This window comes from Actinomadura violacea, assembly GCF_017573465.1.
In the GTDB taxonomy this organism is placed as follows: Bacteria; Actinomycetota; Actinomycetes; order Streptosporangiales; family Streptosporangiaceae; genus Spirillospora; species Spirillospora violacea.
In genome coordinates this window covers 121,744-143,962 of the sequence record NZ_JAGEPF010000026.1, presented here as the reverse complement: position 1 = coordinate 143,962, position 22,219 = coordinate 121,744, and the positions used below count along the sequence as shown (strand labels likewise).

Below are 22,219 nucleotides of genomic sequence, written 5' to 3'. Positions count from 1 at the left end.
TCTTTGGGTGAGTGGGATGTTGGCGGGGCGGGTCGCGGTCGTTACCGGGGTCGGGCGGCGGGCCGGGATCGGGTTCGCGGTGGCGCGGGAGCTGCTCGACGCCGGAGCGAGCGTGCTGGTGCATTCGTGGACGCCGCATGACGAGGAGCAGCCGTGGGGAGCCGATCCGGTCGAGGAGGTGCTCGGAGCGCTCGGCGGTGTCGGGCCGCGGTTGGTCCATGTCGCGGCGGACTTCGCTGAGGCGGACGCGCCTGGGTTCGTCGTGCGGCGGGCGGTGGAGGTGTTCGGGGCCGTCGACGTGGTGGTGGCCAACCATGCGCGTAGCGCCGAGCAGACGCTCGGGGAGGTCACGGCGGACGAGCTGGACCGGTGCTGGGCGGTCAACGCCCGGGCGAGCGTGCTGCTCGCCCAGGCGTTCGCCGAGGTCCACGATGACGCGCGGCCGGGCGGGCGGATCGTGCTGTTCACCTCGGGGCAGCATCTCGGGCCGATGGGGCGGGAGATCCCGTACGCGGTGAGCAAGGGCGCGATCCACCAGATGACGTTGACGCTGGCGGACGTGCTGGCCGACCGGGGGGTGACGGTCAACGCGGTCAATCCGGGGCCGACGGACACGGGGTGGGCGGACGAGGAGCTGACCGCGCGGGTGGCGGGGGCGCTGCCGTTCGGCCGGTGGGGCCGGCCGGACGACGTGGCGCGGCTGGTGCGGTGGCTGGTGTCGGACGAGGGGCGGTGGATCACCGGGCAGGTGATCAACTCTGAGGGGGGTTTCCGGCGGTGGAGCGGTTGAGGAGGAGGCCGCCGGCGGCGAGGAGGGCGAGGACGATCACGGCGCCGCCGTAGACGTCGGCGGTGTCGCGCAGGCCGATGTGGGTGGTGGCGATGCCGGCGGCGATGGCGGGGAGGCTGAAGGCGAGGTAGCTGAGGGTGTAGACGGTCGCGAAGAGGGCGGCGCGGCGGGCGGGTTCGGCGAGGGACGCGGCGATGCGGAAGGCGCCGAGGAACGCGGCGCCGAAGCCGAGGCCGGAGATGACGGTGGCGGTGAAGAACAGCGGCGTGGACGTGGTGGCGAGCGCGGTGAGGGTGAGGGCGAGGCCCGCGGCGAGGACGATGGAGCCGCCGATCATCATGGGGCGGGGGCGGCGGGGGGCGGTCGCGATGACGGCGGTGGCGCTGGCGGCCATCAGCGCGAAGACGACGAGCCCGCCGACGAGGTGGCTGCGGACGCCGAGGACGCCGGCGGCGAGCGAGGGGCCGAGCGACATGTAGAGGCCGACGACGCCCCAGGTGGCGATCAGGCTGGGGACGATCAGCAGGAACGTGCGGCGGGCGCCGCGCGGGACGCTGACCTGCGGGCGCAGGGAGGCGAGCGCGCCGGGGCGGCGGGCGGACGTCTCCGGCATGGCGAGGATGCCGGCGACGGCGAGGGCGCAGAGCGCGGCGAGCAGCCAGTAGACGAGGGTGGTCGGCGCGGGCGCGTACTGGACGAGCAGGCCGGAGCCGAGGGCGCCGGCGCCGAGGCCGATGCCGGGGGTGGCGCTGTTGACCAGGGACGCGAGGCGCTGGTCGTGCGGCGGCTGGAGGTCGACGAGGCCCGCGCTGATGGCGCCGGTGGCGGTGCCGGTCGCGAGGCCCTGCAGGATGCGGGCGGCGATGAGCCAGCCGACGCCGTCCGCGGCGACGAACATCAGCATGGCGGCGACCTGGGCGATGAGTGCGGCGGCGAGCACGGGGCGGCGGCCGATGTGGTCGGACAGGGCGCCGACGGTGACGAGGGCGGCGAGCAGCGCGAGGGCGTAGACGGCGAAGACGACGGTGAGGGTGGTCGCCGAGAACTTCCATTCGGCCTGGTAGACGACGTAGAGGGGGGATGGTGCGGCGGCCGCGGCCATGAAGGCGAGGAGGGTGGCGGTGAGGGTCCAGAAGGCGGCGGCCCGGGGCAGCCGGCGGGCGCGCGGCGGCGCGGCGGGATCGGCGGCCGGGAGGGCGGTGGTCACGGCGAACTCCTAAAGCAAAGATATTGGCTTTAAGAGACCGTACTCGCCTCTCGGACCTAAAGCAAAGATTATTGCGTTAACCTGGCGCCATGAGCACCGGCACCCGTCCCGCGGCGGCGCGGCCCGGCGGGCGCAGCGCCCGCGTCCGGGACGCGGTGCACCGCGCGGTCACCGAGCTGATCTGCGAGCGCGGCGCCGACCGGGTCACGATCCCGCTGGTCGCCTCGCGCGCGGGGGTCAACCCGACGACGGTCTACCGGCGCTGGCACACCGTGCCCGCGCTGCTCGCGGAGGTGGCCGCCAAGGAGCTGGACGCCGACGCCCCTCCCCCGCCGACCGGCGACCTGCGCGCCGACCTGGCGGCGTACGCGGAGTGGGATCTGGCGCACCTGTCGCGCCCGGGCGGCATCGCGTTCTTCCGCGCGGAGGTCGCGGCCGACCTCGACGAGCGCAAGGCGGGCCTGCGCGAGTGCCTGCGCCAGGTGGACGACGCGCTGGAGGCGATCGTCGCCGCGGCCCGGGCGGGCGGCGAGGCCGATCCGCCGCCGGTCGAGGAGATCATCGACCGGGTGGTGGCGCCGCTGTACTTCCGGGTGGTGTTCGCGATCCCGGGGACCGACGCCCGGTTCGCCCGCGCGCTGGCCGAGGAGTACCTCGACGGGCGGGCCTGACCGGGGCGCGGCCCCCGTCACCGCGTCCTGGATCAGGCGCGGCAGATGATCTCGCCGTGCGTGACGGAGTACCAGCCGTCCTCGGCGGCGGCCCACTCCTTCCAGCCCTCGTAGACGCGCTGCAGTTCCTCTCGGGTGGCGTGCCCGCCGGCGACGGCCGTCTCCGCGACGGACGAGTCGCGCATCCGGCCGCCCCACGACTCGCTCCACCACTCGCGCTCCTCGGGGGTGCTGTAGCACCAGCTCGAGGTGGACGCGGTGACGTCGGTGAACCCCGCCTGCCGCGCCCAGGAGACCAGCCGCCGGCCGGCGTCCGGCTCGCCGCCGTTGCCGCGCGCCACCTTGTAGTAGATGGGCATCCAGGGGGCCATGGCCGCGGGTTCGGGGTACCAGATCATGGTGCCGAAGTCGGCCTCGCGGGCCGCGACGATCCCGCCGGGCCTGGCGACGCGGCGCATCTCGGCCAGCGCCCGGACGGGGTCGGCGATGTGCTGCAGGACCTGGTGGGCGTGGACGACGTCGAAGGTGCCGTCCGGGAAGTCCAGGTCGTGGACGTCGGCGACGGCGAACTCGACGTTGGCCGCGCCCGCGGCCTCGACGTTCCTGCGCGCCTCCGCCAGGACGACCTCGGCGGCGTCGGTGGCGACGACGCGTCCGGGCGCGACGCGCTCGGCCATGCCGGCGGTGATGGTGCCCGGGCCGCAGCCGACGTCCAGGACGGAGGCTCCGGCGCGCAGATGCGGGATCAGGTACGCGGCGGAGTTCTCGACGGTGCGCCACTGGTGCGCGCTCAGCACGTTCGCGTTGTGGCCGTGGGTGTAGGTCGCGTTCGCGGACATCGGGATCACCTCTCTGTCGGTGCCTGCACCCTACGCCTACTTCTCAAATCTTGAGAATCAAATCTCGACATATGAGACGACACAAGCGAGAAGAAGGGGCCGAGGCGCACTGCCTCGGCCCCTTCTCAGAACCGTTCGATGTCAGGCGGCCGCCGTCGGACCACGGGCCGCCTTGGGCGTCATGCGGCCAGGGCGATGCGCCGGCCCGTCACGCGCCGCGCGGCGGGCACCGCGGGGACGGCCGCCGGCGGCGGGGCGGGCAGCGGCGCCAGCACGGCCGGCGCCGGAGGGACCTCGGCGTAGGCGTTCAGCGTCGCGTGCGTGAGTTCGGTGAGCCACGGCTGTACGACGGTCCGCTCGGCGGGCCCGCCCAGCCGCGGGTGGGTGAGATGGAATGTGCCGGTCGCTTCGCTCACTGTCGACACCCCTTCCTTGACCCGGCGGCCCCGCGCCTGTGCGACGGCCACCGGTTGTCACATACCCCTAGGTACGTATGCACAAGCCACACGGTTCGCCGGCTGTTCCGCATCGCCCCAGGTTGTCCCCTAAGTCACATCCCAACCTACGGTCCGCCTCTGACATTTCTCGAACGGATATTCGGCTAGTCGGGGGTCGGCGCGGGGTCGGTGGTGACCGACCGCAGGAGCGGCCGGCTGAGCGCGCTCGCCCCGGCGATCCCGCCGAAGCCGACCGCCACGAACGCCGCGAGCGTCACGGCCCCGGACGCGCCGAACCCGATCGCGAACGGGGCGGCGAAGAACAGCCCGGTCGCCAGCGAGCCGCCGCCCATCACCACGAGCGGGATCAGCGTCTCCTGGCGCCGCGCCCGGTCGAGCACCTTCAGCGGGGTGCCCGCGAGGCGCAGCATCGCGTACGCCTGCCGCCGGTCCAGCACCGCCGACGCGCCGGTGATCCCCGCGCTGGTGATCGCGATGAGGAACGACACGACGAGGACGGTGAGCGCGCCCGTCCGCAGGTCGGACAGCAGCCGGTCCTGGCCGCGGTCCTGGTCGGCCGGGGTGGTGGCGGCCTGGCCGGGGACGGCGGCGGCGAGCGCCGTGCGGGCCCGGTCGACGGCCGCGGACCCGCCCCGCACAGCGACCGTGACGACCGCGGCGTCCGCCGGCGGGTCCACGCCCGCGGCGTCCGGTGCCGGGTCCCCGGTGGAGGGCGGCTTCACCGTGACGGCGGCGTCGATCCCGCCGAGCCGGCCTTTGATCTGCTCGGCGACGGCGGACGCGCGGGCCGGCGGGACGGTCAGTTGCAGTTCGTCCGACGCCTTCGTCCCGGTCGACACGCCGCCGAGCAGGGCGAGGAAGCCGGCGACGAACCCGGTCAGCGCGACGCCGGCGACCGTCCGCCAGGCCGAGCGCGGGTCGTCCATCAGCCTCCGCCCGGCCAGCAGCCGCGCCGGGCCGCGCGCGAGGCCGACGGTGATCCGGCCGATCAGCGCGACCACCCACGGCCCGGCGAGGTTGATCGCGAGGAACGCCAGCATGAGGAAGACCAGCATGATCACCAGGCCGGTCCGGCCGAGGCCGGTGAGCCCGCCGCTCACCGCGCCGAACGCGATCACGACGGCGACGAGCACCAGCGGCCGGACGGCGCGCATCGCGGGCGGCGTCTCGCGGCGGGCGACGCCGAGCGGGCCGACCACGACGCGGCGCAGCCCGACGACCGCGCTGGCTCCGACGAGGACCGGCACCGCCGCGAGCACCGCCGCGACGACCGCTAGGCCGGGCCACAGGTCGGAGGCGTACCAGCCGCCGCCCGCGATGGTGATGTGCATGAGCGCGGGGATCGCCGCCGCGTACAGGACGGTCCCGGCGACCGCGCCCGCCGCCGCGGTGATCACGGCCTCCGCCGTGGTGATCGCGACGACCTGCCCGGGCGTCGCGCCGACCAGCCGCAGCGCGGCGAGCCGCCGGTCGCGGCGCGCGACGGTCAGCCGGGCGGCGGCGCCGCCGAACACCAGCAGCGGCACGGCCATCAGCACCGACGCGATCGCGACGAGCGCCTGGTAGACGCCGGAGAACGTCGCGGCGCCGGTCGCGTACGCGGCGATCCTGGTGGGCGCGGCGGTGTTCTCCACGCCGGACAGGTCATTGCGGCCCGCCGTCATCGCGGGGTCGCCGGGCGCGCGGCCGACCACGGCGACGAGCTCGCCCGGGTGGATCAGCGCGTCCCGTCCGAGCGTCCCCGCGCGGGCGGGGAGGCGGCCGGCGAGCTGGTCGGCGGGCAGGTCCTTCATCAGCCGGGCGAGCGCGGGCGACGTCCACGTCTCGCCGGGCCGCGGGAAGCGCGGCATGCCGGGCGGGGCGGGCGCGTCCGGCTTCAGCGCCGCCAGGTCCACGACGGTGATCGGCTCGTCGCGGACGTGGTCGGTCGCGAGCGCCTCGATCATCACCGGGTGCGCGTCCGCCTTGCCGGGGTGCCGCCAGGAGTCGGCGTGCGCGCGCTGCGCGAACGCCAGGTTGGCGGTCACCGCGAACAACAGCAGGCCCGTGCAGACGGCCACCGCGGCGAGCGTGAGCAGCGAGCCGAGCAGGTTGCGGCGGCCCCCGCCGCGCAGCAACCGCCAGGTCAGGTCCAGTGTGGTGCGCATCATGCCGCCCCGGGGACCGGCTGCTGGACGCGGCCGTCGCGGACCTCGACGGTCCGGTCGCACCAGCGGGCGACGGACGTGTCGTGCGTCACCACGACCAGCGACGCGTCGTTGTGCCGGGTCGCCTCCCGCAGCAGCCGCATCGTCTCGTGCCCGGTGGCCTGGTCGAGCGCGCCGGTCGGCTCGTCGGCGAACACGACCGCCGGACGCGGCGCCAGCGCGCGGGCGATCGCGACCCGCTGCGCCTGCCCGCCGGACAGCTCGCCCGGCCGGCGGCGCTCCATCCCGCCGAGCCCGAGCGGGCCGAACCAGGACCGGGCGACCTTGACGGCCTCCCGGCGCGGCGTCCCGTTCAGCATGAGCGGGAGCGCGACGTTCTCCTCGGCGGGCAGCTCGGGGAGCAGCTGCCCGAACTGGAAGACGAACCCGAACCGGGTGCGGCGCAGCGCGCTGCGGCGGCGCTCGCCGAGCGCGTCGATCCGCTGCCCGAGCAGGTGCACCTCCCCCGCGTCCGGGCGCATGATCCCGGCGAGGCAGTGCAGCAGGGTGGATTTGCCGGACCCGCTCGGGCCCATGATCGCGACGGCTTCGGCGCGGGCCACGGCGAGGTCGACGCCGTCCAGCGCGACGGCGGTGCCGAACCGCTTGGCGAGGCCGCGGCCGGCCAGGACCGGTTCGGCGGGATGCGGCGTGCTCACGCGGCGGCCCTCCGCCGCTCCGCCGCGGAGCGCAGCTCGATGACCTCGCCGGACGCGGCGCCGGGGTCCGAGGGGCCGCGGGAGCGCCGGTCGCGGATCGACTCGATGATCTCCCGTGCGGGGATCACCAGCCCGCCGTAGACCACGAAGACGGCGAACACGACGATGAGGGGCGTGTAGATCAGTTCCATGCCTCCCAGCGTGCGCGCGGCGGGGGTGCGCGCACATCGGGCACAGGGCCGGTCCGCGGCGGCGGCCCATCGGCCGAACGGCCGATCCGGGAGTCCGCTCGGGGTCGTAACCTGCATATTCGTGAGCGATACGGGAACAGGGCTGGACCGCGTCCACTCGGTGGGCGGGTGCCTCATGCGCCTCGCCTACGGCGGCTTCGCCTCGCTGTACCTGCTGCTCTGCCTGATCGCGGTGCACCGCGAGCCACCGCAGCTGGTGGTGGTCCTGTGCGCGACCGGGGCGAACGCGGCGGCGCTCGCCCCGTCCCGGTGGCGGTCGCACGCGGCGGCGGGCGCGGCGGCGCTGTCGATCGCCGGCACCGTCTACCTCGGCCTCGCGGCCGACCTGCGGCACAGCAACCCCGCCGAGCTCGCCGAGGTCGGCGGGCTGCTGATCGTCATCGCCCGGACGGTCTGGAAGGACCCCCGGGACCGGCTCGTCCCGCTGGCGGTGGTGCTCGGCGCGGTCGTCCTGACCGTCCCGCTGCGCTGGTCGCCGGTGGCGGCGCTGGTGTTCACCGCGCCGCTCGGCATCACCGTCGCGGTCGCCCTCGGCGTCGGGCTCTACCTGCGCGCGGTGGACGCCCGCCGGTCCCGGTCGCTCGCGGCGGCGCGCCGCGACGAGCGCCTGGAACTGGCCCGCGACCTGCACGACTTCGTCGCCCACCACGTGACCGGCATCGTCGTCCAGGCGCAGGCCGCGCGGTTCACGGCGCAGTCGGGGGCGGCGCAGTCGCCGGACCAGCTCGACACGATGTTCGCCGGGATCGAGAAGGCGGGCACCGAGGCGCTGACGTCGATGCGGCAGATGGTGGGGCTGCTGCGGGACGCGCAGCACACCGGCGCCGCCGACGGCGAGGCGTTCGGGACGGCGCCCGGAGCGGCCGGCGGGCCCGCGGGCACCGCGGCGACCCGCCCGGTCGGCGACCTGTCCCGGCTGCACGACCTGGTCGCCGGGTTCACCGACCCGCCCGCCACCCTCGCGCTCGCCCCCGACCTCGGCGCGCTGCCGCCCGAGGTCGCGGCGTCGGTGCACCGGGTGGTGCAGGAGTCGCTGACCAACATCCGCAAGCACGCCGCGGACGCCGCGTCGGTGCGGGTCGCGGTCGCGCGGGCGGCCGGCGGGTCGGTGGAGGTCAGCGTCCGCGACGACGGGCAGGGCCGGGGCCGGCGCCTGCCGTCCTCCGGCTTCGGGCTGGCCGGGCTGACCGAGCGCGTCGACGCGCTCGGCGGCCGCCTGCACGCCGGCCCCCGCCCCGAGGGCGGCTGGGAGGTCGTGGCCCATCTCCCCGCCACCGCCGAGGGCAGGGCAAAATGATCCCGTGACCATCCGTGTACTGATCGCCGATGACCAGGAGATGGTCCGGACCGGGTTCCGGATGATCGTCGACTCGCAGCCCGACATGGAGGTGGTCGGGGAGGCGTCCGACGGCGCGGAGGCCGTGGCGCTGGCCCGCCGGCTCCGCCCGGACGTGTGCCTGTTCGACATCCGGATGCCGCGGATGGACGGCCTGGAGGCGACCCGGCTGGTCGCGGGCCCGGACGTCGCGGACCCGCCGCGGGTGGTGATCGTCACGACGTTCGACATGGACGAGTACGTGTACGGGGCGCTGCGCGGCGGCGCGGTCGGGTTCCTGCTGAAGGACAGCGGGCCGGCGCTGCTGGTGGAGGCGGTGCGGGCGGCGGCGAACGGGGAGGCGCTGGTGTCGCCGTCGATCACCGTCCGGCTGCTGGCGCACCTGGCGCGGCCGCCCGCCGCGCCGGCGCCGCCCCGCGAGCCGCCGACGGAGCGGGAGCTGGAGGTGATCCGGCTCGTCGCGCGCGGCCGCACGAACGAGGAGATCGCCGGGGCGCTGTTCGTGTCGCTGTCCACGGTGAAGACGCATCTCGGCAGCGTGCACCGCAAGCTCGGCGCGCGGAACCGGGTCGAGGTCGCGGCGTGGGCGTGGGAGTCGGGCCTGATGGCCTAGCCGCCCACGCGACGGGAGGCACGGCGCAGCGGCGCGCACATCGCACGAGCAACGGGGGAAGGGCACTGGCACCGGAGTCGATCGACGGCATCCCCGTGAGCGTGGTGGTCGTGTGGATCATGTGCGCCGCGGGCTGGGGGGTGGTCCTCGCGGGGCTGCGCCGCGGGCTGCGCGGCCCGGGACGGGGCCCGGCGCTGTTCGCGCACACGGTCACGCCGGCGGGGGTCGTCCTGACGTTCGCGCTGATCGGGTACGGGTCGCTGTACGCGACGATCGCGCTGGCCGCGGAGTGGTGGTCGCTGGCGGTGGTGACGGGGTTCCGGCCCGCCCGGCTCGTGGCCGGTGGCGGCCTCCGGTGGGCGGCCGCGTGGCTGCTGCTGACCGCCGCCGTGACGTATGTGACGGGACGCCTCGTCCTCGGCCGGTAGGGGCGGGGCCGCGGCCGAAGATCCCCCGCAGGAGCTCGAACCCTTCTGGGCCCGCGCAAGTCAAACCTACGTAGTATCCGAAGAAGCGAACGGTAAAAAGGGGCCCTCGGAGGTGAAATCATGCCGTGTGCGCTATGCGGCGACATCATCCCGTCCGAGGTCGCCCGGTGCCCGGCATGCGGGGCCTGGGCGCGGCGCCGCGACTTCCGCGCCGTCGGCGTGGCGGTGTTCATGCTCCTCGGCTTCGACGCGTTCGTCTCGCTCGGGTCGGGGATCAGCCTGCTGCGGGCGTCGCGCCCGCTGCACGACGCGACGCACGACACCTACGACGCGGCCGCCACGGGCAAGGCCCTCGCCCCGTACCAGGACGTGCTGCTGATCGGCGTGATCATGGCGGCGGTGACGGGGCTGCTGTACCTGACATGGCTGTGGCGCGCCTACGGCCAGTCGCCGGGGCCGCACCGCCACCACCGCGCCTGGGTGCTGTTCGGCTGGTTCTGCCCGGTGGTGAACCTGTGGCTGCCGCCGCGCCTGGTCTACGACGTGTGGGTGAGCAGCGGCCGGTACCGGACGGCGGCGCGGCAGGCGGCGGGGCTCGTGGTGGCCGGCTGGTGGGGGTGCGTGCTGCTCAGCGTCGTGCTCGCCCACATGTTCGGGCACGGCAGCGTCGACACGCTGTCCGACGCCCGCTTCGACGTGCACGTCGGGGTCGCGGCGTCGGCGTTCCAGGCGATCGCCGCGGCGCTGTGCATGGCCACGGTCTTCCACATCACCCGCATCCAGGTGGAGCACGACTAGCGGCTAGTTCGGGGACGGGCCGGACGAGCCTCCGCCGGCGTGCCAGAGCGGCGCGCGTTTGACGGCGGGACCGGCATGGCCGATGTCGGAGTACGGGGACATCGCGAAGCCGGTCGGCTGGACGACGCGGCGGCCGACCGGCCGGGGCCGCGGCCAGCGCCGGGCCATGGCCGTGCGGACGGCGTCCATGCCGCCGTGCCGCCATTCCCCGTACAGGGTGTTCAGGTCCCAGCAGGCGGTCGCGGTGATCGAGACGGCGCGCGCCCCGGCGTGCCGGACGCGGCCCCGCACGACCAGCAGCCACGAGCCGAACACGGTCGCCGCGCAGTGCTCCTGCACCGACTCGAAGAACGCGAGGTCGACGGGGCCGGTGGAGTCGTCCAGCGTCGCGAAGATGACGCGCTGCCCGGACCGGACCGCCGGGGTCTGCGTGGCGACCTTCACCCCGGCGACCAGGACGTCGGATCCGGCGGGACGGCCGGGCAGCGCGGCGGCGCGGACGATCCCGAGGCCGTCGAGGAGCCCGTCGTAGAAGCCGAGGACGTGCCGGCTGACGTCCATGCCGAGAACGTCGAGCTCGGCCTCGACGATCTCGGCGGGCGTCATCGGCGGCAGCTCGCCGAGCGGGACGGGTTCGGCGAAGGCGGACGGGTCGCCGTCGCCGTCCTCGTGGCCGAGCGCGAGCTGGCCCTCGGGGACGGCGGGCCCGCGCCGGGCGGTGACGCGGTCGAGGGCGCCGACGCGGCACAGCAGGTCGCGGCGCGGCACCTGCTCGTCGCCGGCGTAGAGCGCGTCGAACGCCCCGGCGAGGACGAGCCGTTCGGCGGTCGGGCGGGACACCCGGGCGCGGCGCCAGAAGTCGGTCAGCGACGCGTACGGGCGCGCGCCGACGATCGCGCCGACCTCGGCGTCGCTGATGCCCCTGACCTCGTTCAGCGCGACGCGGATCCCGGTGGCGCCGCCGTCGGAGACGGGTTCGGCGTGCCAGTCCGGCGCGGACCGGTTGACGTCCAGCGGCAGGATCGGGACGCCGAAGTGCCGCGCGTCGTCCAGGATGACCCGCTTGGGGTACATGCCGGGGTCATGGGTGAGGACGCCGGCGTAGAACGCGGCGGTGTGGTGCCGTTTCAGCCAGGCGGACTGGTAGGTCGGCAGCGCGAACGACGCGGCGTGCGCCTTGCAGAACCCGAACGCGCCGAACGCGGTGAGCGTCCGCCAGACCCGTTCGACGGTCGCCTCGTCGTAGCCGCGCGCCAGGGCCTTCTCGCGGAACCAGGCGCCGACGACGGCCTGGCCGCGCTCGTGGTTCAGGCTGCGCCGCGCCGCCTCCGCCAGCGACAGCCCGCAGCCCGTCATCACGTCGAGGACGCGCAGCACCTGCTCGTGGAAGACGACGACGCCGAGGCTCTCGCGCAGCACCGGTTCGAGGTCGGGATGCGGGTAGTCGGGCTCGCGGACCCCGGCGCGGGCGTCCAGGAACGGCGACACCATGTCGGAGTTGACCGGCCCGGGGCGGAACAGCGAGATGTCGATGACGAGGTCGTCCAGGTCCCACGGCTGGAGCCGGCCGATCAGCTCGCGCTGGCCGGGCGACTCGATCTGGAAGCAGCCGAGCGTGCGGGACGTGCGGATCAGCGTGTAGGTGTCGGGGTCGTCGCGCGGGACGGCCTCCAGGTCGATCTCCTCGCCGGTGGTCCGCGCGACCTCCGCGACCGCGTGCGCCATCGCCGACTGCATCCGGACGCCGATGACGTCGAGCTTCAGCAGGCCCATCTCCTCGACGTCGTCCTTGTCGAACTGGCTCATCGGGAACCCGAGCGCGCTCTGCTCGACGGGCACCCGGTCGCGCAGCGTCGCGTTGGACAGCAGCACCCCGCACGGGTGCATCGCGATGTGCCGGGGCAGGCCGTCGAGCCGTTCGGCGATGCGGAACAGCACGTCGAGGCGGCCCTGCGACAGGTTGCTCTGCCGCAGTTCCGGCAGGTCGTGCAGCGCGGCGCCGATCTGGCTCGCGCGGATGTGCGGGAACGCCTTGGCGATCGCGTCGATCTCCTGCGGCGGCAGCCCGACGGCGTTGCCGACGTCGCGGATCGCGCTGCGCGCCCGGTAGGTCTCCATCATCGACACGCACGCGGTGCCGCCGGCGCCGTACCGGCCGAACAGCGCCTCGTACGCCTCCAGCCGCCGCGCCGACTCCACGTCGAGGTCGATGTCGGGCAGGCCCTCGCGGCTGTCGGCGAGGAACCGCTCCATGACCAGGTCGTGCCGGAGCGGGTCGAGGTCGCCGATGCCGAGCAGGTGGTTGACCAGGCTGCCCGCGCCCGACCCGCGGATCGCGCAGCGGATGCCGCGCGACCGGATCAGCGCGGCGGCGTCGGCGACCGTGAGGAAGTACGAGGCGAGGCCCTTGCGGGCGATCACCCCCAGCTCGTCGGCGAGCCGCGCTTCGGCGCGCCGCGATCCGGCGAGGCCGCGACGAAGCATCCCCTCGCCGCAGCGCGCGGCGAGCCGGGCGTGCGGATCAGCGCCCGTGTCGGGCAGGTGCACCGCGTCCATCTGCAGGTCACGGCCCGGATCCAGAACGCACCGCTCCGACAGCCGGCGCGTCTCGGCGAGCAGCTCGGCCGCGTCGTCCGGGCCGCAGAACAGCTCCGCGACCCGGCGCATCTGCGGCACCGACTTCAGGTAGGCGTGCCCGGTCCGGTCGTCGAGGTGCCGGCGGTCCAGTGGGACGAGCCGCCGCGTCACGTCCAGCACCTGCGCCACCGGATGGTCGGCCGGCTCCAGATACCGGACGGCGTTGGCGAGCACCGCGGGCACCCCCGACGACCGGGCGAGCGCGAGCATCCGCGCCGCCCGGTGCCCGTCCCCCACGTCGTGGTGGTCCACGATCTCGATCACCGTCTCCGCGGTGGCGCGCCACGCGCCGAGCAGCCGGGACGCCAGGTCGGGACGCCGCGCCGCGATGGCCCGTCCCACGTCGGAGGCGGAGCCGAGCAGCACGACGAGCCCCTCGGAATGGGCGCCGACCAGCTCCCGCGTCGTCACCGGGTGCCCCCGCTCGCCCGCCGCGTGCGCCGCGGTGACCAGCCGGCACAGCGACCGCCATCCCGCGCGTCCCTCCGCCAGCACGACGACCCGCTCACCGCCGGCGAAGCCGAGGTCGGCGCCGACGACCGCGCCGATCCCCGCGGCGCCGCACGCCCGGACGTGCCGCACCGCGCCGTACAGGCCGTCCCGGTCGGTCAGCGCGAGCGTCTCCAGGCCGAGGTCGGCCGCGCGCGCGGCCAGCGCGGCGGGCGGCGCCACGCCGTACCGGAGCGAATACGCCGAAGCGACGTGAAGGTGCACGTCAATCCCATACCCGGGATAGCAGCCAGCTGTCGGACACCGCGTCATAGCGCAGCTCGTAGACCCCGATCTCGCGGTCCGGGGTGGCCTCGACGCGCCAGAACTCCCGCTCGCCGGTGGCCTCGCCGTCGGGATGCCGCTCCCGCCACCAGTCCCGGGTCGTGACCCAGTGCTCCAGCACCCGCCGGACGCGGTAGAGCCGGCCGCGCCAGACGAACCGGACCGGGCGCCCGTCGCTCACCCGGACGTCCACCCGGTCGCCGAACACGTGTGCCATCTGCCTCCCCCTCGTGCTCGCCGCACGGGGGAAGGAGCATGCGGCCGTTCGAACATACGTTCGCGGCCGAGTCTAGGGAACCCGCGGACGCACAGGCAAGGCGCCCCCCGCCCGGCCCGCGCGAGGGGTCACCTCAGCAGGGCGAAGATCTGGTCGGCGACGTCGGGGGCGGTGGCGACGTCGGCCATCCCGCCGCCCGGCCACAGGTAGGACCAGCCGGCGCCGACCGGGGTGGCGACGACCATGACCTGCCGGTCGGCGCCCGCTCCGTGCACGCTCAGCACGCTCTCGCCCGGCCCGGCGAACCGGCAGGACAGCCCGCGGGCCTGGAGCTCGCCCGCCAGGGCCGCCAGGTGCCGGCGACGCACCTCGGCGATCTCTCGTCCCTCGACTACAGACATCGGCATCAGCCGCCTCAGCATGGACCGGGCCGTCCGCCGGCGACCATGGGCGATCGTGCGGCGACGGTTGGTGACCGGCTCTCAGGATGGCCCGAACCGGCGGGCCGCGCAGGGGAAACGCCGAGAGTGGGGACGGGGGTTTTCCGGCATGGGCTTTCCCGTGGAGTGGAACCCGGTTCGGAACCGGAGGGTCCATCCGTGATAGAAGCCTGTCTGAGACGGGCGTACGGCGCCCGGCCCGGAGAAGGAGTCAGCCGATGACCGCCGCCCCCGCCGGCGAGGAACCGGACCCGCCGCGAGGCGATCGCCCGGAGCACGATCGGCCGGAAGACGATCGGCCGGAAGACGATCGCGCGGAGGGCGAGGGCGCCGCGGCCCCGCCCGGGCACGCCCTCGCGGGGCTGCGCGAGCGCAAGAAGCAGCGGACCAGGCTCGCGCTGATCGACGCGGCGCTCGAACTGTTCCTCGAGCAGGGCTACGAGGCGACGACGATCGACGAGATCGTGGCGGCGGTGGAGGTGTCGCAGCGCACCTTCTTCCGCTACTTCGCCACCAAGGAGGACGTCGTCACGGGCTTCCTCGCCGAGCACGACGAGGTGCTGATGGACGCGCTGGCGGCGCGGCCGCCGCAGGAGCGCCCGTTCGCCGCGCTGTTCGAGTCGCTGCGGGTGGTGCTGCGCACCATCGCCGCCGGCGACCCCGCCGACACCGAGCGGTTCCGCCGCGTCCGGCGGGTGATCGAGGGGACGCCGTCGCTGATCTCGGCGCACATGGCGCGCTACAAGGCGGCCGAGACCGAGCTGGCCGCCGAGATCGCGCGGCGCGAGGGCGTCGACCCGCTCGCCGACCTGCGGCCCCGGATCGTCGTGGCGTTCTACACCTCGGCGACGCGGGTCGCCTTCGAGGACTGCGCGCGGCAGGGCATCTGGGACCCCGAGACGGTCGCGGCGCGGGTCGAGGAGGCGGTGGCGCTCGTCCACCGGACGATGCAGGACTGGGTGTGACGGAATAGGCCGTGCTGAATAGGCGGGCGGAATAGGCCGTGCGGGCGCCGGGTTCGGCGTTGTCGTAGGTTCCCGGACATCAGGAGTGGACATGCGCGCGATCATCGTCTCCGCGAACGGCGGCCCCGAGGTGCTGGCGGCCGGGGAGCGCCCCGATCCGGTACCGGGCGCCGGGGAGGTGCTGGTCGACGTGGCGGCGAGCGGCGTCAACTTCATCGACGTGTACTACCGGACGGGCGCCTACGCGCAGCCGCTGCCGTACACGCCGGGCGTGGAGGGCGCGGGCACGGTCGCGGCGGTCGGCGAGGGCGTCGCCGACGTCGCGGTGGGCGACCGGGTGGCGTGGTCGAACGTGCAGGGCTCCTACGCCGAGCGCGCCGTCGTCCCGGTGGACAAGGCGGTGCCCGTCCCGGACGGCGTCGGCCTGGACGACGCGGCCGCCGCGCTGCTGCAGGGCATGACGGCGCACTACCTGACGCGTTCGGTGCACGAGGTGAAGCCCGGCGAGACGGTCCTCGTGCACGCGGCGGCGGGCGGGATGGGCCTGCTGCTCACCCAGATCGCCAAGGCGTCGGGGGCGCGCGTGATCGGCACCGCGTCGAGCGCGGAGAAGAAGCGGATCGCGCGGGACGCGGGCGCCGACGAGGTGCTGGACTACGACGGCTTCGCCGACCGGGTGCGGGAGCTGACCGGCGGCGAGGGCGTCGCGGTGGTGTACGACGGCGTCGGCGCGCCGACGTTCGACGGGAGCCTGGCGAGCCTGCGGCGGCGCGGCGTCCTCGCGCTGTACGGCGCGGCGGGCGGGAAGGTGCCGCCGTTCGACCCGCAGCGGCTGAACGCCGCCGGGTCGCTGTTCCTGACGCGGCCGACGCTGGCGGACTACACCGCGACCCGCGAGGAGCTGCTGGAGCGGGCCGCCGACGTGTACGGCCTGATCGCGTCGGGCGCGCTGAAACTGCACGTCGGGAAGCGGTACGCCCTCGCCGACGCGGCCGCCGCGCACGCCGACCTCGAGGCGCGCCGCACCACCGGGAAGCTGCTGCTCATCCCCTAATGATGATCGGAAAGGCACCGGCTCCCCTAACCTTGCCTTCATGACGACACAGACCGCCGACCCCCTCGAACAGGGCGAGCCCCGCGTCCTCGGGCCCTACCGGCTGCTCGGCCGGCTCGGCCGCGGCGGCATGGGCACCGTCTACCTGGCCGCCGAGCCGGACGGGCGGCGGGTCGCGGTGAAGGTCGTCAACCGCGAGCTGGCCGGGGAGCCGGCGTTCCTCGCCCGGTTCCGCCGCGAGGTCACCGCCGCGCGGCGCGTCCACCGGTTCTGCACCGCCCCGGTGCTGGACGCCGAGCTCGACCAGGACCCGCCCTATGTCGTCACCGAGTACATCGACGGCCCGAGCCTGGAGACCGCGATCAAGGAGCGCGGCCCGCTGCCCGGCTCCGACCTGGAGGGACTCGCCGTCGGCGTCGCGACGGCACTCGCCGCGATCCACGGCGCCGGGATCGTGCACCGCGACCTCAAGCCCGCCAACGTGCTGCTGTCGTCCACCGGCCCCCGCGTGATCGACTTCGGCATCGCCCGCGCCCTCGACGCCCCCGACGGCCCGACCCGCACCGGCCAGTTCGTCGGCACCCCGTCCTACATCGCGCCCGAGGTGCTGCACGGCGGGCCGGTCGAGCAGGCGTCGGACGTGTTCGCCTGGGGCTGCGTCATCGCCTACGCCGGGACGGGCCGCGCGCCGTTCCAGGGCGAGTCGGTCGCGGACACGTTCCGGCGGATCGGCGCCGAGCCGCCGGTGCTGGACGGCCTCGACCCGCGGCTCCGCGCCATCGTCGCCGCCGCGCTCGACAAGGACCCGCGGAACCGGCCGACCGCCGAACGGCTCCTCGCCCGGCTCGTCGGGCAGGAGGCGGCGGATCCGGCGCGGACCGCGGAGACGGTCTCGGCGACGTGGCGGCGCCCGGACGAGGCGGCCGCCGCGCCGCAGGCACCGCCGGCGCCGGCACCCGAGCCCGTTCCGGCGCCGGTCCCGGACGTCCCGGCGCCGCGTCCCGCCCCGGCCGCCGCCGTCCCGCAGGCCACGGCGGCCCCCGCGCCGGACGAGGCGACCGTCGTCGTCGACCTGCCGTTCCCGCAGGCGTGGCGCGGGCCGCGCCGCTGGTTCACCCTGCTGCGCGGGCTGCTGGTGGTCCCGCACCTGCTGGTGATGCTGCTCATGTACGCGGCGCTGGTGCTCGTCATGCTGGTCAGCTGGGTCGTCATCCCGTTCACCGGCCGCTACCCGCGCCCGCTCTACGGGCTGGTCGTCGGCTGCCAGCGGTGGTCGAGCCGCGTCGTCGCGTACGCGTTCGGGCTGACCGGCGAGAAGATCCCGCCGTTCCGGACGCTGCCCCGCGCGCGCCGCTCCCGCTGAGCCCGCCGCCCCGCCCCCTGAGCCGACCGCGCCCATGATCCGGCGGGGCCCGCCGAACCCGGACGGTCCTTCGCGCGTCTGATTCGTCGGCGGCCACTAGGGTGCTATCCGAACCCCCGAGAAACCCTCCCCAGGAACTTCACACCATGACCACGCACGCAGGAGAGAACGGCGAGGCCCTGCGCCCCGAGGATCCCACGGGGCTCGGCCCCTACCGGCTGCTCGGCCGGCTCGGCCGCGGCGGCATGGGCACGGTCTACCTCGGCGAGGAGACCGGCGGGCGGCGCGTCGCCGTCAAGGTGATCAACCGCGAGCTGGCCGGGGAGGCGCCGTTCCTCGACCGGTTCCGCCGCGAGGTGACGGCCGCGCGGCAGGTCCGCCGGTTCTGCACCGCGCCGGTGCTGGACGCCGAGCTCGACCGCGAGCCGCTGTACGTGGTCACCGAGTACATCGACGGCCCGAGCCTGGAGACGGCGGTTCAGGAGCGCGGCCCGCTGCCCGGCTCCGACCTGGAGGGGCTCGCCGTCGGCGTCGCGACGGCGCTCGCCGCGATCCACGGCGCCGGGATCGTGCACCGCGACCTGAAGCCCGCCAACGTGCTGCTGTCCTCCACCGGCCCCCGCGTGATCGACTTCGGCATCGCCCGGGCCCTCGACGCGGCGGACGGCCCGACCCGCACCGGCCAGTTCGTCGGCACCCCCAACTACCTGCCGCCCGAGCTGCTGCGCGGCGAGCCGGTCACCCCGGCCTCCGACGTGTTCTCCTGGGGCTGCGTCGTCGCCTACGCCGGGACGGGCGCCCCGCCGTTCGCCGGCAGCACCGTCCCGGAGATCTTCTACCGGGTCGCGCACGACGAGCCGCGGCTCGACGGCCTCGACCCCGGCCTGCGCGACATCGTCGCCGCCGCGCTCGACAAGGACCCGCGGAACCGGCCGTCCGTCCAGGACCTGCTCGGCCGCCTGGTCGGCTCCGGGCGGACGCCCGACCCGGCCGTGCTGGCGCAGACCGTCCAGGCGAGCTGGCACGGCGCCGGCGCGGACCCGACCGTGCAGGCGCGGCACGCCCCGCCCGCACCGCATACTCAGCCGGCACCGCACACCCAGCAGGCGGCGCACGGGCAGCCGGCGCCGACCGCCCTGCTCGGCGCGGACGCCACCCGCCGCGACTCCCGCCCGGCCGGCGGCCCGCCCGGCGCGGGCCTCGCCGGCCTGCCGAAGCGCCCGCTGATCATCGCGGGCGCCGCCGTCGCCGCGCTGGCCGTGGTCGCCGCGGTCGTGGCGTTCACCGTGCTCCGCTCGGACGGCCCGCCGGACAAGCTCGCCACCGTGTTCAGCGACGACTTCTCCAGCCAGGACTCCGGCTGGAGCGGCGGCTCCTACACCAGCCAGTGGGGCTACAAGGACGGCAAGTACTGGCTGGACACCGACACCATCACCGGCGTCCGGACCCGGGACGTGCCGAAGGACCCGAAGGACGTCCCGGACCCGATGCTGATGACCGTCACGGTCTACGTCTCGCAGGGCGCGCCGGACGCGCACTACGGCATGGCGTGCCGGGCGGGCGACAACGGCAAGCAGCAGTACACGTTCCTCGTCCGGCACGACGGCAAGGGCGCGACGCTCCGCAAGTCCAGCGCCGCCCTGGGGTCCAAGGAGCTGGCCTCGCCCGACTCGGTGCCCGGCTTCGACGGGAAGGGCCCGAACAAGGTGCAGATCGCCTGCGCGGGCGAGGACGGCGGCAAGAAGGTCCGGCTGCGGCTGTGGGTGAACGGCAAGCGGGTCATCGACGAGACCGACGCCGACCAGCCGCTGCCGAACGGGTCGGCGCGGCTGCAGATCGAGCGGGGCGGCAACGAGGCGCAGCAGAGCCTCGTCGCCTTCGACGACTTCGACCTGTCCAAGATCACCGGCTGACGCGGCTCACCGGCCGACCGGGCGTCACGGGGCGACGGGCAGGTAGCCGGCGGTCCAGCGGGCCAGCTCGGCGAGCACGCGCCCGCGGGCGGGCTCCGCCGACAGCGTCAGGTCGTGCAGCCCGCCCTCGATCCGGACGAGGGTGACGTGCCCGCCGAGCCGCGGCGCCCACTTCGCCATGTGCGCGACGTCCAGGACGGCGTCGGCTCCGGTGACGTCCACTCCCTTGCGCGTGGGCCGGACGCTGCGCGCCGACGCCATGACCAGGACGGGCACGTCGATGTCCAGCCCCCGGTGCACGCGCAGCTGCCCGCGGCGGACCGCGGCGAGCCACGCCGCCCGCACCGGGAACCCCTCGAGCGGCTTCCAGGCGAGGTCGAAGTCCCATTCGCCCTCGTGGTCGCGGTGGATGCTGCGCGGGTAACGGTCGGACACCCCGGCGGGCAGTGTGGCCTTCGGGAAGCGGGGGCGCAGCGCCCGCGCCAGGCCCGCGCCGATCTTGCGCATCGGCGCGGACTCGTTGATGTCGAGGAACGGGCTGTTGAGGAACACCCCGTCGACCAGGCCGCGCCCCTTGGCCCGGTCGGCCCAGAGCGCGGCGATGAGCCCGCCGGTCGAGTGCCCGTTGAGCAGCAGCGTCTCGTGCCCGTCGACGTCCCGGATGATGCGGACGGCCTCGTCGATCTCCGCGAAGTACTCCGTCAGGCTCTCGACGTAGTTCGGGGTCTGGTGCGGGCGCAGCGACCGCCCGTACTTGCGCAGGTCGAGGGCGTAGAAGTCGAAGCCGAGGCCGAGGTAGTGGTCGGCGAGGTGCGCCTGGAAGAAGTAGTCGACGAACCCGTGCAGGTACAGCACGGCCCGGCGGGACGGTTCCGCGCCGCGCCGCCGGACGAGGGTCGCGACGACCTCGCCCTCGGCGTCGCGTCCCATCGGCAGCTCGATCGCCTCGTAGCCGGGACCGAGCACGTCCTGCGTCACGTCCATCGCGCCTCCCTCTCGCCGTACCGCTGATACCGCCGTACCGCCGTACCGCCGGTCCACAGCGTACGGCCCGGGCCCGTCACGTCCGGAGCCCCATATTCGGACGACCGATAAATGGGACACAGTGGTCCCAAAGTCCCCTAGGGTGAGTGACGACCCCGTCACGGGTCGCGACCCCCAGGCCGCGGGCACGGAATACAGCGGACACGGAACCAGGAGCGATGACCGACACCACCGACGACCGCTCGACCCGGCTGCGGACCGGACTGCGCCGCCGCCACATGACGATGCTCGCCATCGGCGGCGCGGTGGGCGCGGGCCTGTTCGTCGGCAGCGGCGCCGTGATCGGCACCGCCGGTCCCGCCGCCGTGATCTCCTACGCGGCGGCCGGCGTGCTGGTGCTGTGCGTGCTGCGGGCGCTCGGCGAGATGGTGGTCGCGCGGCCGGTCGCCGGGTCGCTCGCCGAGTACGCGCGGATGGCGCTCGGCCCGTTCGCCGGGTTCACGATCGGCTGGCTGTACTGGTACCTGTACGTCATCCTCGTCGGCGCGGAGGCGACGGCGGGCGCGGCGATCCTGGCCGGCTGGATCGACCTGCCGCAGTGGTTCCTCGCCGCGGCGCTGCTGGTGGTGATGACGGCGGTCAACCTCGTCTCGGTCCGCTCGTTCGGCGAGTTCGAGTTCTGGTTCGCCTCCATCAAGGTCGCCGCGATCCTGGTGTTCCTCGTGCTCGGCGTGCTCTGGGTCACCGGCCTGTGGCCGCACTCCCCCGGCGGCCTGAACGTGCTGACCGGGCACGGCGGCTTCGCCCCCAACGGCGTCAAGGCGATCTTCACCGCGATCGTGGCGGTCATGTTCGCCTTCGGCGGCACCGAGATCGTCACGGTCGCCGCCGAGAGCGACGAGCCGGGACGCGCCGTCGCGAAGGCCACCGGCAACGTGCTGTACCGCGTCGCGCTGTTCTACGTGCTGTCCATCCTGCTGGTGGTGTCGATCCTGCCGTGGAACGACGCGAAGGTGCTGACCAGCCCGTTCGTCAGCGCCCTGGACCGGCTGGACGTGCCCGCCGCGGGCACGGTGATGCAGGCGGTGATCCTCACCGCGGTGCTGTCGGTGCTGAACTCGGCGATCTACGTCTCGTCCCGGATGCTGTACGTGCTGACCCGGGACGGCGACGCGCCCGCCGGGCTGGTGCGGCTGAACCGGCGCGGCGTGCCGGTCCGCGCGATCCTGCTCGGCACCGTCGCCGCGTGGGCCGCGGTGATCGCCTCCTACACCTCCCCCGACCAGGTCTTCAAGTTCCTGATGAACTCGATCGGGGTCGTGCTGGCGTTCGTCTACCTGGCGATCATGTTCTCCCAGCTGCGGCTGCGCGCCCGGCTCCAGCGCGAGGACCCGGGCAGCCTCACCTACCGCATGTGGCTGTACCCGTACCTGTCGTGGCTGGTCATCGCCGCGCTGCTGGCGGTGCTGGTGTCGATGGCGCTGATGCACGCGCAGCGGTCGCAGCTGATCGCCTCGCTCGTCAGCCTCGCGGTGGTCGCGGCCTGCTACCCGCTGCGCGTCCGCTTCGGCCGCAAGCCGCCCGTCACCGCGCCCTCGACCCCGGCGAAGGCCCCCTGACCGGGAAGGCCCCCTGA

At 74.7% G+C, this 22,219-nt stretch carries 21 protein-coding genes; 11 read left to right on the top strand and 10 right to left on the bottom strand.

Annotated features, from left to right (window positions below; all coding sequences use genetic code 11):
* Positions 1–16: 16 nt before the first annotated feature.
* Positions 17–790, top strand: a complete 774-nt coding sequence (locus J4709_RS37565) for an SDR family oxidoreductase (protein WP_208248378.1) — start codon at positions 17–19, stop codon at positions 788–790.
* On the opposite strand, the gene J4709_RS37560 is transcribed toward J4709_RS37565, so the two are convergent.
* Positions 753–1,997 carry an MFS transporter gene (locus tag J4709_RS37560; protein ID WP_208248295.1) on the bottom strand — a complete coding sequence of 415 codons (1,245 nt, stop codon included), beginning with the start codon at positions 1,995–1,997 and terminating at the stop codon, positions 753–755. The genes J4709_RS37565 and J4709_RS37560 overlap by 38 nt on opposite strands.
* Before the next feature lie 89 nt (positions 1,998–2,086).
* On the opposite strand from J4709_RS37560, the gene J4709_RS37555 reads away from it, so the two are divergent.
* A complete protein-coding gene (locus tag J4709_RS37555) occupies positions 2,087–2,668 on the top strand; it encodes a TetR/AcrR family transcriptional regulator (protein WP_208248293.1) in 582 nt (193 codons plus the stop codon).
* Between the two features lie 32 nt (positions 2,669–2,700).
* Here the strand turns inward: J4709_RS37555 and J4709_RS37550 are convergent, their stop codons facing one another.
* The 5 genes from J4709_RS37550 to J4709_RS37530 all read right to left on the bottom strand — a co-directional run bounded on the left by J4709_RS37550 (position 2,701) and on the right by J4709_RS37530 (position 7,001).
* Complete coding sequence (locus tag J4709_RS37550) at positions 2,701–3,507, bottom strand: methyltransferase domain-containing protein (RefSeq protein WP_208248290.1); 807 nt, start codon at positions 3,505–3,507, stop codon at positions 2,701–2,703.
* A 179-nt stretch (positions 3,508–3,686) separates the two neighbouring features.
* Positions 3,687–3,923 (bottom strand): hypothetical protein, encoded by a 237-nt coding sequence (locus J4709_RS37545; RefSeq protein ID WP_208248288.1) that lies wholly within the window; start codon positions 3,921–3,923, stop codon positions 3,687–3,689.
* Between the two features lie 185 nt (positions 3,924–4,108).
* A complete protein-coding gene (locus J4709_RS37540; RefSeq protein ID WP_232384635.1) occupies positions 4,109–6,115 on the bottom strand; it encodes an FtsX-like permease family protein in 2,007 nt (668 codons plus the stop codon).
* Positions 6,112–6,810 (bottom strand): ABC transporter ATP-binding protein, encoded by a 699-nt coding sequence (locus J4709_RS37535; RefSeq protein WP_208248286.1) that lies wholly within the window; start codon positions 6,808–6,810, stop codon positions 6,112–6,114. Before J4709_RS37535 ends, J4709_RS37540 begins: the two co-directional genes overlap by 4 nt.
* Positions 6,807–7,001, bottom strand: a complete 195-nt coding sequence (locus J4709_RS37530) for a hypothetical protein (RefSeq protein ID WP_208248284.1) — start codon at positions 6,999–7,001, stop codon at positions 6,807–6,809. Before J4709_RS37530 ends, J4709_RS37535 begins: the two co-directional genes overlap by 4 nt.
* Before the next feature lie 121 nt (positions 7,002–7,122).
* Here J4709_RS37530 and J4709_RS37525 point away from each other — a divergent pair, with 121 nt between their 5' ends.
* The 4 genes from J4709_RS37525 (at position 7,123) to J4709_RS37510 (ending at position 10,236) form a co-directional block, all read left to right on the top strand.
* On the top strand, positions 7,123–8,358 hold the full coding sequence (locus J4709_RS37525) for a sensor histidine kinase (RefSeq protein ID WP_307801893.1): 1,236 nt from the start codon (positions 7,123–7,125) through the stop codon (positions 8,356–8,358).
* 4 nt (positions 8,359–8,362) lie between these two features.
* A complete protein-coding gene (locus J4709_RS37520) occupies positions 8,363–9,010 on the top strand; it encodes a response regulator (RefSeq protein ID WP_208248282.1) in 648 nt (215 codons plus the stop codon).
* 95 nt (positions 9,011–9,105) lie between these two features.
* Positions 9,106–9,438: a hypothetical protein gene (locus tag J4709_RS37515; RefSeq protein ID WP_307801892.1), complete on the top strand. Its 333-nt coding sequence runs from the start codon at positions 9,106–9,108 to the stop codon at positions 9,436–9,438.
* 120 nt (positions 9,439–9,558) lie between these two features.
* Positions 9,559–10,236: a DUF4328 domain-containing protein gene (locus tag J4709_RS37510; RefSeq protein WP_208248280.1), complete on the top strand. Its 678-nt coding sequence runs from the start codon at positions 9,559–9,561 to the stop codon at positions 10,234–10,236.
* A gap of 3 nt (positions 10,237–10,239) precedes the next feature.
* On the opposite strand, the gene J4709_RS37505 is transcribed toward J4709_RS37510, so the two are convergent.
* The 3 genes from J4709_RS37505 to J4709_RS37495 all read right to left on the bottom strand — a co-directional run bounded on the left by J4709_RS37505 (position 10,240) and on the right by J4709_RS37495 (position 14,271).
* Entirely contained in the window at positions 10,240–13,587 is a 3,348-nt protein-coding gene (locus J4709_RS37505) for a DNA polymerase III subunit alpha (protein WP_307801891.1), read from the bottom strand.
* A gap of 1 nt (position 13,588) precedes the next feature.
* Entirely contained in the window at positions 13,589–13,864 is a 276-nt protein-coding gene (locus tag J4709_RS37500; protein WP_208248276.1) for a DUF6504 family protein, read from the bottom strand.
* Positions 13,865–13,992: 128 nt separating this feature from the next.
* On the bottom strand, positions 13,993–14,271 hold the full coding sequence (locus tag J4709_RS37495; RefSeq protein WP_232384634.1) for a hypothetical protein: 279 nt from the start codon (positions 14,269–14,271) through the stop codon (positions 13,993–13,995).
* A gap of 251 nt (positions 14,272–14,522) precedes the next feature.
* Here J4709_RS37495 and J4709_RS37490 point away from each other — a divergent pair, with 251 nt between their 5' ends.
* From J4709_RS37490 to J4709_RS37475, 4 genes are all read left to right on the top strand, one after another.
* Positions 14,523–15,269, top strand: a complete 747-nt coding sequence (locus tag J4709_RS37490) for a TetR family transcriptional regulator (RefSeq protein WP_208248274.1) — start codon at positions 14,523–14,525, stop codon at positions 15,267–15,269.
* A gap of 91 nt (positions 15,270–15,360) precedes the next feature.
* Entirely contained in the window at positions 15,361–16,323 is a 963-nt protein-coding gene (locus J4709_RS37485; RefSeq protein ID WP_208248272.1) for a quinone oxidoreductase family protein, read from the top strand.
* Positions 16,324–16,363: 40 nt separating this feature from the next.
* Complete coding sequence (locus J4709_RS37480; protein WP_208248270.1) at positions 16,364–17,686, top strand: DUF4389 domain-containing protein; 1,323 nt, start codon at positions 16,364–16,366, stop codon at positions 17,684–17,686.
* A gap of 146 nt (positions 17,687–17,832) precedes the next feature.
* Positions 17,833–19,599, top strand: a complete 1,767-nt coding sequence (locus J4709_RS37475; RefSeq protein ID WP_208248268.1) for a serine/threonine protein kinase — start codon at positions 17,833–17,835, stop codon at positions 19,597–19,599.
* 24 nt (positions 19,600–19,623) lie between these two features.
* Here J4709_RS37475 and J4709_RS37470 read toward each other — a convergent pair whose 3' ends face one another.
* Complete coding sequence (locus tag J4709_RS37470; protein ID WP_208248266.1) at positions 19,624–20,583, bottom strand: alpha/beta hydrolase; 960 nt, start codon at positions 20,581–20,583, stop codon at positions 19,624–19,626.
* Between the two features lie 218 nt (positions 20,584–20,801).
* On the opposite strand from J4709_RS37470, the gene J4709_RS37465 reads away from it, so the two are divergent.
* Positions 20,802–22,202 (top strand): amino acid permease, encoded by a 1,401-nt coding sequence (locus J4709_RS37465; protein WP_232384633.1) that lies wholly within the window; start codon positions 20,802–20,804, stop codon positions 22,200–22,202.
* The last annotated feature ends 17 nt before the right edge of the window (positions 22,203–22,219 follow it).

Bases quoted from the DNA above. Each gene is read 5' to 3' on its own strand.
- J4709_RS37565 (WP_208248378.1), top strand. From the start codon at position 17: ATGTTGGCGGGGCGGGTCGCGGTCGTTACCGGGGTCGGGCGGCGGGCC.
- J4709_RS37555 (WP_208248293.1), top strand. From the start codon at position 2,087: ATGAGCACCGGCACCCGTCCCGCGGCGGCGCGGCCCGGCGGGCGCAGC.
- J4709_RS37550 (WP_208248290.1), bottom strand. From the start codon at position 3,507: ATGTCCGCGAACGCGACCTACACCCACGGCCACAACGCGAACGTGCTG.
- J4709_RS37540 (WP_232384635.1), bottom strand. From the start codon at position 6,115: ATGATGCGCACCACACTGGACCTGACCTGGCGGTTGCTGCGCGGCGGG.
- J4709_RS37530 (WP_208248284.1), bottom strand. From the start codon at position 7,001: ATGGAACTGATCTACACGCCCCTCATCGTCGTGTTCGCCGTCTTCGTG.
- J4709_RS37510 (WP_208248280.1), top strand. From the start codon at position 9,559: ATGCCGTGTGCGCTATGCGGCGACATCATCCCGTCCGAGGTCGCCCGG.
- J4709_RS37500 (WP_208248276.1), bottom strand. From the start codon at position 13,864: ATGGCACACGTGTTCGGCGACCGGGTGGACGTCCGGGTGAGCGACGGG.
- J4709_RS37495 (WP_232384634.1), bottom strand. From the start codon at position 14,271: ATGCCGATGTCTGTAGTCGAGGGACGAGAGATCGCCGAGGTGCGTCGC.
- J4709_RS37490 (WP_208248274.1), top strand. From the start codon at position 14,523: ATGACCGCCGCCCCCGCCGGCGAGGAACCGGACCCGCCGCGAGGCGAT.
- J4709_RS37485 (WP_208248272.1), top strand. From the start codon at position 15,361: ATGCGCGCGATCATCGTCTCCGCGAACGGCGGCCCCGAGGTGCTGGCG.
- J4709_RS37480 (WP_208248270.1), top strand. From the start codon at position 16,364: ATGACGACACAGACCGCCGACCCCCTCGAACAGGGCGAGCCCCGCGTC.
- J4709_RS37475 (WP_208248268.1), top strand. From the start codon at position 17,833: ATGACCACGCACGCAGGAGAGAACGGCGAGGCCCTGCGCCCCGAGGAT.
- J4709_RS37470 (WP_208248266.1), bottom strand. From the start codon at position 20,583: ATGGACGTGACGCAGGACGTGCTCGGTCCCGGCTACGAGGCGATCGAG.
- J4709_RS37465 (WP_232384633.1), top strand. From the start codon at position 20,802: ATGACCGACACCACCGACGACCGCTCGACCCGGCTGCGGACCGGACTG.